The sequence below is a fragment of the Lutibacter sp. genome (assembly GCF_016342705.1).
Lineage (GTDB): Bacteria > Bacteroidota > Bacteroidia > Flavobacteriales > Flavobacteriaceae > Lutibacter.
The window spans coordinates 1-15049 of sequence record NZ_JAEINV010000023.1 but is presented as its reverse complement, the minus strand read 5'-3'; the positions used below and the strand labels follow the sequence as shown (position 1 = coordinate 15049).

Here is a 15049-nt window from a genome sequence, read left to right as displayed (position 1 = left end):
GTGCTTGGGTTTTTAATTATGTGGAATTTTCTATATCCATTAATTTTCACTATCATATTCTTTGGCTTTCAAAATCTCTTCAGAATTTCTGTTTTTCATCCAATAAAATGGTGGTTTTCTTTTTGATTGTTGTGCTTCACTGCCTCCTAAATTTAAAATGATGCTAAATTCATGGGAACCGCTGTTATAATTTGATAATTCAGAGGTAATTGCATCATAGGTATATCCAATTTTTAAATGATCTGTCAAGCGTATTTGAAACAATCCTGATATGGATTCCTCCAATCTATGTGAAACCCCAAATTCTAATTTGTCATTCCATAAGATACTCGCTGAAAGGTCTGTTGATAATGGACTTCCATTGACTGCTCTAAACATGACCGAAGATTTTAGTTTAAAAGCTTCACTTATATCAAACATATAACCTGAAGAAACATAAAAAACCATTTCATCCGATGCACTGGAAACTACATTGCTACTTTTTGCATAGCGTTTTGTTTTTAAAATGTTCACTGTAGACACACTCATATAAAATTGATCCGTATAATAAAAAGCGCCTACGCCTAGATTTGGATTGAACTGGTTGATATTTTCACTAAACAAATTATCATTTTCAATACCCAAGCCCAATAAATCTACATTTAAAAAACTGCCTCCTGCTTTCAATCCAAATGCCAGCGTAGCTTTTTCGCTTGCTGCTATGGAGTACGAGAAATCTGCAAATACATGGGTTTCATTTAACACATATACTTTGTCATTAACAATAGACAAACCCAATCCTACATTTTTACCTGTGGCTCCGTGCAATGACAGGGTTTGTGTTTCTGGTCCGCCTGCTTCTCCTGCCCACTGACTTCTTATATTTGCTGTTGCTGTAAACAATCCGTGACTTCCTGAATACGCAGGATTGATCAAACTAAAGTTATTGTAATACTGCGTGTATAATGGATCTTGTTGTCCATAACTCAGTAATCCTGTAAATAGAACGAATACAATTACTACTATTTTTATTGTGTTTTTCATTTTCTTTTTTCTTAATAATTGATGTATACCCAACCTTTTACTATTTTACTTCCACCATTAATGCTGAGCACATAAAAGTACGGTGCGGCAGGTAACTTTTGTGTTTTACCCGATGATACACCATCCCAATAGTTCTGATATGCTTTTGATTCATACACCATCGCTCCATAGCGGTTATAGATTTGAATACTGTTGTTAGGATATTTATGAAGTCCCTCTATGATAAACTCATCATTGGTACCATCTCCATTGGGTGAAAAACCATTTGGTATTTCTAAATCTCCTTGATCACAAACATCTCCAATACCATTTCTATCTAAATCTGATTGGTTGGAATTTGATACCGTTGGACAATTGTCAATATCATTAGCTACCCCATCTCCGTCCATATCATCATCACACATATCAGCAATTAAATCATTGTCTAAATCATCTGAAGTAAACGTTACAAAAGCTATTTCTGAGGCGCTGTTTCCAGCGGTATCTGAAACGGTTAATGTTATGGTATGCGCTTCTAAAGTTGGACAATTAAAGGTGGTTTGATCTAAACGCATCGTGGCAATACCACAAGCATCAAAGCTACCATCATTGATCTCTTCTGCGGATATTGTTGCATGGCCATTGCTATCTAATTCAACCGAAATGTTTTGAGTCATCACAATAGGAGCAGTAGTATCTACAATAGTTACCACAGTGCTGCACGTAGCTATATTTCCACTTTTATCGTTTACAGTTAGTATTACTGTGTTTGCTCCTAGATCTTCACAATTAAAAGCTGTTTTGTTAATTTTTATTGAGGCAATTTCACAATTATCACTACTCCCTTTATCTATTTGAACTGCTGTCAATGTTGCATTTCCTGTCTCATCTAACTGTAGTGTAAATGGCATGGTACAACTTACTATCGGTTTTTCAGTATCTTTTACAACGACCAATTGTTCACACATTGCTGTGTTGCCTGAACCATCTGTAACCGTCCAAAATACGGTAGTTTTGCCTAACGGAAATACGCTTGGCGCATTGCTAGTCACTGATGCTACTGTGCAATTATCTGCCGTGGCTGGTATTTCTAATTCAATGCTTGCATCACAACTACCAGCATCTGAACTCACTATAAGCGTTTCTGGACAGGTTATGGTTGGCTTTTCGGTGTCTTTTACAATTACTAATTGCTCACAAGTTGTACTATTGCCTGAACCGTCTGTAACGGTCCAAAATACGGTAGTTTCGCCTAACGGAAATACGCTTGGCGCATTGCTAGTCACTGATGCTACTGTGCAATTATCTGCCGTGGCTGGTATTTCTAATTCAATGCTTGCATCACAACTACCAGCATCTGAACTCACTATAAGCGTTTCTGGACAGGTTATGGTTGGCTTTTCGGTGTCTTTTACAATTACTAATTGCTCACAAGTTGTACTATTGCCTGAACCGTCTGTAACGGTCCAAACTACGGTAGTTTCTCCCAACGGAAATACGCTTGGCGCATTGCTAGTCACTGATGCTACTGTGCAATTATCTGCCGTGGCTGGCATTTCTAATTCAAGTGCCGCATCACAACTCCCTGCATCTGAACTCACTGTTAGGGTCTCTGGATAGGTTATGGTTGGCTTTTCGGTGTCCTTTACAATTACTAATTGCTCGCAGGTTGCAGTGTTTCCAGAGCCGTCTGTAACGATCCAAATGACCATCGTTTCTCCCAGCGGAAATACGCTTGGTGCATTGCTGGTGACTGATGCTACTTTGCAATTATCAGCTGTTGTTGGTATTTCTAATTCAATGCTTGCATCACAACTACCCGCTTCTGAACTCACTGTTAGCGTTTCTGGACAGGTTATGGTTGGTGCAATCGTATCTTCTACCGTGACTTTAGGATAACAAGCCGATACATTTCCGTTGTTGTCTATCACTAATAATTTTAGTTTATTCTCCCCAAGATTGCTACAATTAAACGTTTGTTCTATTGGAAATAAACTGATTAATTTAATGCCACAAGCATCATAACTGCCTCCGTCAACCTCTGCTGCCGTTACACTTGCAAATCCTTGTGCATCTAATTGTACGGTAATGTCTTTGTATAGGGCCGTTGGTTTAACATTATCTTCAACGGTTACAATAGCTGTTTTGTTAGCAACGTTTCCATTCTTATCTGTAACTGTTAAAGTAACGGTGTTTTCTCCAACATTGGAACAATCAAAACTATAAATATCAAGTTCGTAAATAGCTATACCACATGCATCTGTTGACCCATTGTTAATGTCTACTGGAACAATAGAAATTTTGCCCGTAGCATCCAATTGGACAGTAATATCTTTTGTGACTAAATTTGGGTTAACCTTATCTTCAACAGTAACTATCGCTGTTTTGCTATCAACATTCCCATTCTTATCAGTAACTGTTAAAGTAACAGTATTTTCTCCAACATTGGAACAATCAAAGCTTTTGATGTCAGTAACATAGGAAGCGATTCCACAAGCATCTGTTGACCCATTATTTACGGCATCGTTTAATATAGTTACCCTTCCATCTGCTAAAAGTTGAACTGTGATTGGTTTGGTATTTACAACCGGTTTAACGTTATCTTCAACGGTAACTATCGCTGTTTTACTATCAAAGTTTCCATTTTTATCAGTAACTGTTAAAGTAACTGTGTTTTCTCCAACATTGGAACAATCAAAACTCTTAATATCAGTAGCATAAGAAGCGATTCCACATGCATCTGTTGACCCATTATTTACGGTATCGTTCAATATAGTTGCCGTTCCGTCTGCTAAGAGTTGAACTGTAATTGATTTGGTAATTACATTTGGTTTAACCTTATCTTCAACAGTTACTATCGCTGTTTTGCTATCAACATTTCCATTCTTATCAGTAACTGTTAAAGTAACAGTATTTTCTCCAACATTGGAACAATCAAAACTATTAATATCAGTAGCATAAGAAGCAATTCCACATGCATCTGTTGACCCATTATTTACGGCATCGTTCAATATAGTTGCCGTTCCGTCTGCTAAAAGTTGAACTGTGATTGGTTTGGTATTTACAACCGGTTTAATGTTATCTTCAACTGTTACTGTTGCAGTATTACTACCTCTATTTCCATTCTTATCGGTTACCGTTAAAGTAACAGTATTTTCTCCAACATTGGAACAATCAAAGTTCTTTATATCAGTAGCATAGGAAGCGATTCCACAAGCATCTGTTGATCCATCATTTACCGCATCGTTCAATATAGTTGCCGTTCCGTCTGCTAAAAGTTGAACTGTGATTGGTTTGGTATTTACAACCGGTTTAATGTTATCTTCAACAGTTACTATCGCTGTTTTACTATCAAAGTTTCCATGCTCATCGGTAACCGTTAAAGTAACAGTGTTTTCTCCAACATTGGAACAATCAAAGTTCTTTATATCAGTAGCATAGGAAACGATTCCACATGCATCTGTTGATTCATCATTTACGGCATCGTTCAATATAGTTGCCGTTCCGTCTGCTAAAAGTTGAACTGTGATTGGTTTGGTATTTACAACTGGTTTAATGTTATCTTCAACTGTTACTGTTGCAGTATTACTACCTCTATTTCCATTCTTATCGGTTACCGTTAAAGTTACTACAACCGTATTGTTGGTATTTAATAACCCTGTTATATCCGCACAAGTGAAAGCATTAATATCTAATTCATAGGAAGCAATAGCGCAATTATCTGTGGAGCCATTGTCAATGTCACTTGGGTTAATAGAAATATTACCTGTACCATCCAATTGAACAGTAATATTTTTTGTTTTTACAACTGGTTCTTCATCGTCTTCCACGGTCACGCCAAATACTTCGTTGACTGTTTGCCCATCGGCATCGGTTACTGTAACTGTTATATCTGCGTAGCCAACCTCCCCTTCAATAGGAGTTACAGTTATAGTACGTGCTGCTTCAGTTCCTGCTATAACCAGGTTGTTATTTGGTATCAAAGTAGTATTTGATGAGCTAGCTGAAACGCCCATCTGACTCCATGTTGATTCGGCATCTCCTATATTAAAATTCAAAGCACCGGTTGACGAATAAGGGCAAATTGTACTATCGTTTATTTCTGTAATGGTTGGAGGAGTACCTCCTGCTTCGGTTGAACAATAATTAAGAAAAGTAACTTTTTGCTCATTGAAAGATCCGCCTGTTGCAGCTGTAAAACCGATAAAAACGTTCTTTTCACCTCCAAATACAGCATTAATAAGGTCAATATTCACATTAAATAATTCTGAACCATCGTACGTAACCTTAAAATATTTAGTGGTGGCATTCCATTCAAAAACAGCATCGTGCCAATTCCCATCTTCAATATTTGACCGGGAAGAATAAGGCGAATGTGCAGCTGCACTGCCAGCCAGCCCGTTTTTCACAATGGCAATATGGTCTGAATTAGTAGGGTCAGCACTTCCGTTATCGTAGGTGTCAAATTCAACGGCATAAGAAGGAGTAATACCGGCATACCCCAATCCTCCACCTGTTGAACCTGCATTACTGGAAAGAGGCTGCAGTACAAAAGCCAAACCATCAGCACCATTGACATCGTTATTCCCAAAATATAATTGTGACGTTATTTTAAAGTCTAATTCTAAATCAACCCTCATTTTTCCCCAAACAGAACCACTTTTACCGCCCATATTAGGTGTCAATGTTGCTGTATTTCCTGAAAGTGTGGCATCTCCGTTTAAAACCAAATCATTGAATTCAACACTAAAACAGGTTAATACTGTAGTTTTAAATGATTTTTCGGCACTGTAAAAAGTACCCAAACTTGTTACAGCATAACTGCGATAATAATATGTTGTGCCGGGGTCAAGCCCGTCAAGTAATTTAATAAAACTGTCAGTTCCAGAAGCAGCCCCTTCATTTGTTTTTGTGCTAAGTGCAGTAGTTGGATTTGCCGATGTACTCCATACAAGGCCATAGGCTGTTGGTACCGGATTTCCTACTGTTGTTAAATCTCCTCTAATGGAGGCTGTTGTACTGGCAACATCGGTGGCATTATCGGATGTTAATACAGGTAAAACGTAAGTTGTAAAACTCACTTCATCTCCATAACTTGTTCCTGTACTATTATTGGTTGCATATGCACGTACATAGTACTTAGTTCCTGTTGTTAATCCTGTAATGTTTGACGTAAAAGCCCCTAGTGCACTGGCAGTGCCTTCTTCTGTTTTAGTGGTAAGTGCAATAGTTGGATTTGTAGAAGTACTCCAAACTATTCCGTATTGTGTTGGATTAGGGCTACCCAAATCTGTAATATTTCCATTTCCTGTTGCGGTAGTTACACCGATATCTATAATTGCTTGTGTAGTAACTGTTGGTGGTTCATCCAGATTGTTAATTGTAATGGTAAATGCCTTTTCAAAAAACAAATCTCCCTGGTCAGTTGTTCTAATACGTATTGAATAACTGTTTTTAGCTTCAAAGTCTGGACTATTGGTAATTCTTAAATTACTACCATTAATGTTGAATGATTCATTATCCGTGCTACCTGTTCCTGAAACTAATGTATACGTAAATGTATTGTCTGCATCCGGATCGGTTGTGTTTATTGCTCCAACAGTTGAATTGGCTGCTACATTTTCGTTGATTGCACTTGCAGATAATGTAATATTGGTTGGAACTTCATTTACATTGTTAATAGTTATAGTGATTGCTTTTTCGAATGATTGATTGTACTGATTTGTAGCTTTAATTCTCGTTGTATAAGAAGATTTTGATTCATAATCAAAAGATGATTCAGCAATAAGATCAGTTGATGTGGCTACATATGTTTTAAACGCCATTTCGTAGCTTGGATAACCCCCATAGTTCAAGCTACCTCCGGTGTAATGTGTTTCATCTCTCCATGCATATAATCCATATCCTTCATTAAAAGTCCACTCAGAAAGTTGAAAGGTATATTGATGTCCTTCTTCGACAGTAATTCCACTAAAATCCCAATATATGTAACTATTTGTTTCGGGAGTCATTACAGATGTTGATTCACCCAAAAATAATCCGCTAATACCTTCACCTTCGAAAACTTTAAGTTTCATTGTATAAGAACTACCTCCTCCGCTAATAGATCGTAAGGCAATTTGGGATAAAGTTCCTGAGCTTCCGGCAGTAAAAGATTGCCATATATCTCCGTACGTACTAAATATTGCAATACCTGTCTCTCCAGAACCAGAGTTCTGGTCTTCAATTACATTTAATTTTAAACTAAAACTAGAATTATTAGTAGCACCATCACCTGAAACTTGGCTATAGGAATACACTTCCGAAGAAAGAGTTGCCGAAAGAGCTCCAACAACTGTACCGGAAGGTTTATTTTCGTTAATAGATGCGGGTGTTATTGAAATATCTGTTGGTGCTGTACTTATATCTACTGCCGCAGTAAATTTTCCAAAGTTATCTATACTAGATAAAGTAATAGTATTATTTGAGGTATTTATTGTTCCTTGCTCATTTGACCAGCTATTTCCATCATTAGTAGATTTAAATAATTTTAGATTAGCTTCAGTTAAACCGTTCAATTCGGTGTCTACATAATTAAAAACAAGACTTGCATTTAACCCCGTATTAGTTGTAGGCGTAATATCAAAATAACGTTTAACGCTATTATTCACGCCATTTGTTTGAACCATATGTCCACGTGTAATTACTGTGCTTCCCATATTGGCAGCAGTAGTAATTACAGCCCCCATATTGGCAACATTTAATGAAGTAATAGCACTTAAATTTCTAGTGGTGGTAATAACTCCAGTGTTTCCAAAAAATTCACTCCCTGCTTTTTCTAAAAGATATGCAGCACTACCCAATGTAATTGTTTGACCATTAAGATTTACTGGGCTGTTTGTGATTAGGTTTCCATTTACGGTGAATCCTGAATTTAAAGTAGGAGCCGAAGTTGAAGAAATTAATACGTTGGTTACCGTTGGTGAACCACTAATTGTGGCTTGGTTTCCTAAGCTGGTTTTGTAAATTCCCACATTGTCTGTAGCAGTAGGTAAGCCATCTGACCAGTTAGCAGCATCGCTCCAAGCAGTAGATGTTCCACCTAGCCAGGTGTTAAAAGCTTTAGAATCGGTCCATTCATCCCCTGTCATATTTGTTAAAGTACCAATATGATTATTGCCTGAAAAATCAGATAAGATGTTACCTGCACTTTCGTCAAAACGGTAATATGCTTCTAAGCCAGCCTCTGTTCCTACCATCGTCTTCATCATATCTTCCTGAATTTCCTCAGCCGTTCGGGTGATTGACCAAATTCTAACTTCGTCGATACTTCCTTTAAAATAATTATCATGACCTCCAATGGATGCCTGTGCTAATTGGTACGGTGTTTTCCCAGAAGAGGAATCTGTTGAATAAACTAATCTTCCGTTTACATATACCAAATAGGAAGTCCCGTCGAATGTTAAGGCAACATGATTCCATGAGCTAATGGTTAACACCTCTGGAGTAACGTATGAGTTCCATACAGTTCCATCACCAAATCCAAAATGAATTTTTAATCCATTTTGATAAACACTTGGAGGTCGATTTTCAACTACACCAAAACCCTTTCCTAAAATATTACGCGCGAATTCGGTAGCGTCTGTTGGGTAAATCCACATTTCTTGAGTGAAATTATTCCCTAATATTGGTCCGTCATTAATCAGAACTTTATCGTTAAGTCCGTCAAACTGAAGAGCGTTTCCTGGTCCTGAAAAAGCACCCGAAGCTTTCAATGTTGGTGTTAATAAAGTTACAAAAGTTCCTGGATTAGCATTAGCAGGGGCATTTGTGCTTTCATCGGTTAGATAGGCCGCAGTTGCATTATCAAAATTATAATAAGCTTTAAGTCCTGCCTCATTTACTGCTACCACCTTATCCATATTATCAAAAATCTCAGCTGGGGTACGTTCCGTATTCCATACCCGTAATTCATCTATTTCGCCTATAAATTTTTGTGATGGAAAATAACCATCATATTCTTGACCAATAGAAAAATAACCGTCAGCAACAGGTCTAGTGATAATGGTTGTCAGATTTGTGGGACTACCATCATTAGATGTAAGTGTTTCAGCAACACCATTAATATAACATATGACTGTATTGTTAGCAGCTATTGTTAATGCTACATGTGTCCAAACATTTGCTGCTATTGTTGTTGTTCCAAAAAAAAGATTATCACTACCGTCACCGTCATATTTATCCACTACTAATTTCCCGTCTTTTGAAATTGCAAATATTATCAAATTAGCATGGGTTGCCGAATGGAAAGACCAAAGGATTTTAGTTTCAGTTTCATTAACTCTTTCACTCTTAACCCAAGCCTCAATACTTAAGGCTGGAGTTTCTGCTAAATCATCACTAAGCTTATCTGCAGTAACATACTTATAGCCATCAAACTGAAGTGCGTTTCCTGCTCCTGTAAAAGCACCGGATGTTTGCCACTCTGGTGATCGTGATTTAAACAATCCTGTATTACCTTTTCCGCTATTATCGGTTATTGAGGCACTACTGCCAATATTAAAATTATAATACGCCTCAAGTCCTGCTTGAGGCTCTAGCTCTTTAAACATAGTTGCGTTAATCTCATTTGGGGTACGTACTGCATTCCATACCCGTACTTCATCAATTTCACCAGCAAAAAAGTCGGTTTGGCTAGCTTCATCCCAATCTTGCCCAATGGTGAATTTACCACCTGTTTCTGGCCAATCAGTTATAGTAGCCGTAAAATCCACCGCGCCATTTAAATAAACCGTTGCTGAATTAGAAGCATCAATAGTAAGAGCAACGTGCGACCATTGGTTTAAAGGAATAGTTGATGGTGTATTTGATGGAGTTACAGTGCTACCCTGCACTAATAGCAATTGTCCGTTATTGGTACCCAACAAAATTAAGTTATCGTTTGTATGAGAATGAAAACTTAAAAAAAATTGTGTGCCTGAGTTTGTTGTTGGATATACCCAAGCTTCCATCGTTAAGGTTGTAGTACCTGCCAATGCATTACTAACACCGTTTGCAGTAACATATTGATTAGAGCCATTAAGTTTAAGTGCATTGTTTTGTGCGTTGGTAAATTGAATAAAAAGTAAAAATAAGATACTTACAAAAAGTAATTTTTTTTTCATTTTTAATAGGTTTTTAAAATTGAGCAAATCATTGAGCATATATGTGAGTACATAATAAATAGTACTATTTAATAAATAAACAACCTATTTTATTACATGAATGACTATAAAGCTCAAATTTAATTGAAATAAACTCGCTGCAATTTACCCTATGGTAAAAAAATGTTATATTTACAATAAGAACTGAATGAAAATTAAATATTAGATATATAAATATGCTACCAATAAATATAAAAGACTATCCACATTATGTAGACCAACTTTATGCGTTTATAAATGCAACGAGTCCTATTACTGATAGTTCTTGGGATAAAATGCTTGGAATTATGAAATTATGGCGGGTAAACAAAGGGGTTCGCCTATTAGATTATATGGAAGTTGAAAGTTCTGTTCGTTTCTTAGGAAAAGGTATTGTAAAGTGTGAAGATCACTATAATGATAAGTCATTTGTGTATGACTTTCGGGTGGCTCCTATTATTTTATCTGAAACCGTTTCTTTGCTTAACAATACGCAATCTCGTATTACACTAGAAACTCTAACAGAATGCGATTTTATTGAACTTCCTAAGTCTCCTTTTGTAGAGATGCTCTTTTCAAATATTGATCTGGCTAAATTTTGTGCAGTAGGTGTAGTTAATTATTTGGGTATGACACATTATAAGCAAGCTTTATTACGCACTCTTGATGCTGAACAACGGTATAAACAATTCCTTAGAGAGTTTTCTAGTGTGGCACTCAATGTTAAGTTAGAAGATATTGCCTCATATATTGGAGTTACACAGCAAAGCCTTAGCCGAATTCGGAAAAATGTTTCATGGGAAAAAAATGAAAAAGAACTGGAAGCTTTGAGTAATGAGTTAGAGGTGGTGCATGGGAGTTCTATAAAAAACCAACACCTAATAGCATAACCTATTTTAAAATAATTTATTTCACACACTTTAAACATCCCAAGCTTAGCTACTCCTTAAACCCTGCTGTGGTAAAATGTAGCCCTTTTAAAAAAGTTTTTACCCGTTTATCTGGCCGAAACAAAATGCGTCGTTGTTTTACAGATTTAACGCTTAACGCTTCTTTGGTAGTTTCCCCATGGGAGCTAATACTTATTTGAAAACTCCCTAAAAATCCAAAACGCACAATTTTACCAAAGCTCAATGCATCTTTAATATTATGCTCTAAAGCTAATAAAACAAGATAACAATCAGCTACGGAAGCCGTACATTGCTCAGAGGTTATTCTTGCCAAATCTTCAAAATTTATTTCACCGGTAGCCTTGGTGGCAACATAATAGTTTTCAGGGTTTTTTAGGTCTCTTGGGTCTCTTTTCTTTACAATTTTTAGTGGTAATGCCATTTTTATAGTACTTTAAATTTATGTTATATCTGATTATTTTTTAATTGCTGAGTACTATTGTAATACCTCTTATTAGTTGCCATTATTTAACCGCTAAGTGTAAGAATAACGTCTAGACGTTTACACCATAACGTCTAGACGTTCTTTCTAAAATGCCTAGACGTTATTTGTCAACTGCTTCGCGATTTTTATAAATTGCTTTATAAAATTTAGACAATTGCGCTATAAATTCTCAAAACTGTTGCTATATAACGCGTTATTCGAAAATACGAATTTTTATAAAGTGACAAAAATTAAATGACTGCTTGCTACTCTTTTTTAACTGCTTTTGAATCCTTTTAAGGATGTTTTCAATAGGTTTTACATTTTTTTTTAAACACATTGTGCTCGAAACCAAAATTAAATGGGAATTCCTTACTGGCTATATTTTAAAAAACCCAAGCAATTGCTTGGGTTTTTAGTTATAAAAATTGGTAAATTTATGATTAATCCATACTATAAGGAACATTGGCGCGCCAAGAGGCACTAGCAATAGCAGACCGTTCTCTTGATGTAATTAATCTTCCTTTATACCAGTAATAGGTAATTTTAGATAGTTCCGTCATAAATTTCTTATGAAGTACCGCATAATTATCACCCGTATATTCTTCATTCATCTGGGCTATTAATGCATCAATTTGATCCATCATAGTAGTGCCGGTTTTTACAAACTTATTTTCTATAGTTAAGTTCATATCTCCAAGACTAATAGTTTCGCTCATATTTGAATTTGGGTAGGGATCATTTTCATTTAAAACGCCGTCATCATCCATATCTGGATTATTAATATTGATATAAATTAAATCTACAATTCCTGTATAAGAACCTGTTGGGCTTAACAATAAGTTCGTGTTTTCAGCTTCTAGATTAATCGTATAAATAATATCACATCCATAAACTGAAGTTGCTATTAATTTATTGTTCCCTACATATTCTATCCCATGAGCAGTTCCATTTGAACATTGCGGTGGATAAAATGAAAATAATAAATTATATAAACCTTCCATTAAATCAATGGAATATAAGGAAACAGGTCCACTTGTATTTCCACCACCAGTTGCATACAGCAACTGATGATGATCAAAGTCATAAGTTAAACCTACGCCTCCATTCTGAGGAACATTACTAAATGCACTCATGGTATTAGTTGTTATATTATAGGAGTTAATTTCTCCTCCTTTAAAAACAACATAAAGGATACCCTGATCATCAAATGTTAAATCTTGAGGTGAAATTTGGCCTTCTACAGACTCCATTTGATCAATAAAAAGTACCTCTCCATTTTCTCTATTATATGTGTATAGACTTCTAGGAGTGCTTGAATTATTTTGTTCAGCCCCTAAAAAATAGAATAAACCATCATTAGAATTATAGTCAAAAGCAAAGTTGTAATTTTGCCCCGTATTTCCAGTAAAACCTTCATTTAATGAAATAGCATCATTAGACGGATTATAACTATATAAAGCTATATTTTCACTTGAATCCCAAGCGAATAAAGCATATAACTCCCCTGCTTGAACACTCTCTGATGGTCTTGCACTGCTAACAGAAGCATCACTTTTGATAGCATTTTCTGGTGACATTGTTATTTCTTCGTTACAACTCGAAAAAAAAGTGGCTATTAAAAGAACCACCATACTCATTTTTAATTGTTTCATAATTATTAGTTTGATTGTTAGTGAATAATTAGTTTAATTCATAATTAAATTACAAAGTCATTTTAGCATGCAATGATTTTTTTATGTCAGTAGTTTCGTAAAATTCTGTTTTAAAATTAAAAATACAATTAAATTATTACTAATTCATGCTTTTTTAAAAAAGTTAGCACTTTTAATATGGGAAGTATTTGAAAAATAAACAACTACAAGTTTTAGAACAATCTTCAATACGCTATAACTAAACATATTTTAAAATAGGAATTAAAAAAACTATTAAATTTATGATTGATTCATATAATATGGAACATTGGCACGCCAAGCGGCACTAGAAATAGCAGATCGTTCTCTAGAGGTAATCATTCTTCCTTTATACCAGTAATAGGTAATTTTAGATAGTTCCGTCATAAATTTCTTATGAAGCACCGCATAATTATCACCCGTGTATTCTTCATTGATGGCTGCTATAAGTGCATCTATTTGATCCATCATAGTAGTACCAGATTTCACAAACTCATTATCTATATTCAAATTTATCTCTCCAATACTTAAGGTTTCTGCTACATTTGAATTTGGGTAGGGATCATTTTCATTTAATACGCCGTCATCATCTAAATCTGGGTTCACAAAAAACATTAAATCTTTTATCTGATAAATATAAGAGTCGCTTAAAAAATTAACATCCTCCGTTTCTAAATCAACAGTGGTAATGGTATTCATATTTCTTCCAGAAACTAACAATTTATTGTTTCCTACATATTCAATGGCATTACCAAAATCATAATAATTAGTTGCATAAAATGAAAATAAAAAATTGACCTCTCCAGAAGGTATTTCAATTGAATATAAAGAAACTGGGTCGTACCCTCTCGCATAAATTAATCGGTTATTGTCAAAATCATAGGTTAAACCAACGCCACCTTTCCATCCGTCCATAGTACTAAATGCACTCATTGTTTTGGTCGCTACATTGTAGGCATTTATTTCACCATTTTTAAATGCAAAGTACAGCGTTCCATCATTTCCAAAAGTTAAATCCTGCGGTCTCTCATCTCCTTCATCAGAAATAATTTGTTCTAGCAATATTTTTTCATTGGTATCTTTATTCCAAGTATATAAATTCCTATAGCCAGCATTCTCATATTCCCACTCACTTTCACCCGCTAATAAATAAATGAAACCATCCTTATAATTATAGTCAAATCCAAAATTTCTATTATGACCGGTAGCTCCTATATAATCATAATCAAAATCTAAAACATCATTTATGGCATTATAATTATATAAATAAACACTATTATAAGCGTCCCAAGCGTATAAGGCATATAGCTCACCGCCATAAATTTCCATGGAACCTGGTCTAGCGCTTACATTGTCAATTGCAGAAGTTTTAGCATTCAAATCCCCACTTTCTGGTACTAGTGTTATTTCTTCGTTACAACTCGAAAAAAAAGTGGCTATTAAAAGAACCACCATACTCATTTTTAATTGTTTCATACTGATTAATTTTTAAGGTTCGTGAATAATCCATTAAGGTCATAATTAAATTACAAGGTCATTTGAGAATGAAATGATTTTTTATGTTAGTAGTAGTAGTAGTAGTGTAAAATGATTTACTAAAAATACAATTAAATTATAACTAATCCATGTTTTTATTAAAGAATTTAGTGTTTATACTCTTTTTAAGACTATGATACAGAGGAAACTACAATATTAATATATGGCATTCAATACAACGTTTCAAAATCTCTTCTAAAATAAGTATAAACAAAAACCCAAGCGTTTGCTACTCTTTTTTAACTGCTTTTGAATCCTTTTAAGGATGTTTTCAATAGGTTTTACATTTTTTTTTAAACACAT

The 15049-nt window shown here is 35.2% G+C and carries 6 protein-coding genes; 1 reads left to right on the top strand and 5 read right to left on the bottom strand.

Going from position 1 to position 15049, the window contains the following annotated elements:
* Positions 1–39: 39 nt before the first annotated feature.
* Together JEY78_RS15025 and JEY78_RS15020 are read right to left on the bottom strand one after the other, a co-directional pair.
* Positions 40–1023, bottom strand: coding sequence for a type IX secretion system membrane protein PorP/SprF (locus JEY78_RS15025; protein WP_291853254.1), 984 nt, complete (start codon positions 1021–1023; stop codon positions 40–42).
* Between the two features lie 11 nt (positions 1024–1034).
* A complete protein-coding gene (locus tag JEY78_RS15020) occupies positions 1035–10145 on the bottom strand; it encodes a LamG-like jellyroll fold domain-containing protein (protein WP_291853251.1) in 9111 nt (3036 codons plus the stop codon).
* Between the two features lie 215 nt (positions 10146–10360).
* On the opposite strand from JEY78_RS15020, the gene JEY78_RS15015 reads away from it, so the two are divergent.
* Positions 10361–11053: a Crp/Fnr family transcriptional regulator gene (locus tag JEY78_RS15015; protein ID WP_291853248.1), complete on the top strand. Its 693-nt coding sequence runs from the start codon at positions 10361–10363 to the stop codon at positions 11051–11053.
* A gap of 49 nt (positions 11054–11102) precedes the next feature.
* On the opposite strand, the gene JEY78_RS15010 is transcribed toward JEY78_RS15015, so the two are convergent.
* The 3 genes from JEY78_RS15010 to JEY78_RS15000 all read right to left on the bottom strand — a co-directional run bounded on the left by JEY78_RS15010 (position 11103) and on the right by JEY78_RS15000 (position 14686).
* On the bottom strand, positions 11103–11495 hold the full coding sequence (locus tag JEY78_RS15010; RefSeq protein ID WP_291849248.1) for an HU family DNA-binding protein: 393 nt from the start codon (positions 11493–11495) through the stop codon (positions 11103–11105).
* A gap of 485 nt (positions 11496–11980) precedes the next feature.
* Entirely contained in the window at positions 11981–13192 is a 1212-nt protein-coding gene (locus JEY78_RS15005) for a hypothetical protein (RefSeq protein ID WP_291853246.1), read from the bottom strand.
* Positions 13193–13471: 279 nt separating this feature from the next.
* Positions 13472–14686, bottom strand: coding sequence for a hypothetical protein (locus JEY78_RS15000; RefSeq protein WP_291853243.1), 1215 nt, complete (start codon positions 14684–14686; stop codon positions 13472–13474).
* Between the last annotated feature and the right edge of the window lie 363 nt (positions 14687–15049).

Excerpts from the sequence above, each read along its gene's own strand:
- JEY78_RS15025 (WP_291853254.1), bottom strand. The coding sequence starts at position 1,023 with ATGAAAAACACAATAAAAATAGTAGTAATTGTATTCGTTCTATTTACA.
- JEY78_RS15020 (WP_291853251.1), bottom strand. The coding sequence starts at position 10,145 with ATGAAAAAAAAATTACTTTTTGTAAGTATCTTATTTTTACTTTTTATT.
- JEY78_RS15015 (WP_291853248.1), top strand. The coding sequence starts at position 10,361 with ATGCTACCAATAAATATAAAAGACTATCCACATTATGTAGACCAACTT.
- JEY78_RS15010 (WP_291849248.1), bottom strand. The coding sequence starts at position 11,495 with ATGGCATTACCACTAAAAATTGTAAAGAAAAGAGACCCAAGAGACCTA.
- JEY78_RS15005 (WP_291853246.1), bottom strand. The coding sequence starts at position 13,192 with ATGAAACAATTAAAAATGAGTATGGTGGTTCTTTTAATAGCCACTTTT.
- JEY78_RS15000 (WP_291853243.1), bottom strand. The coding sequence starts at position 14,686 with ATGAAACAATTAAAAATGAGTATGGTGGTTCTTTTAATAGCCACTTTT.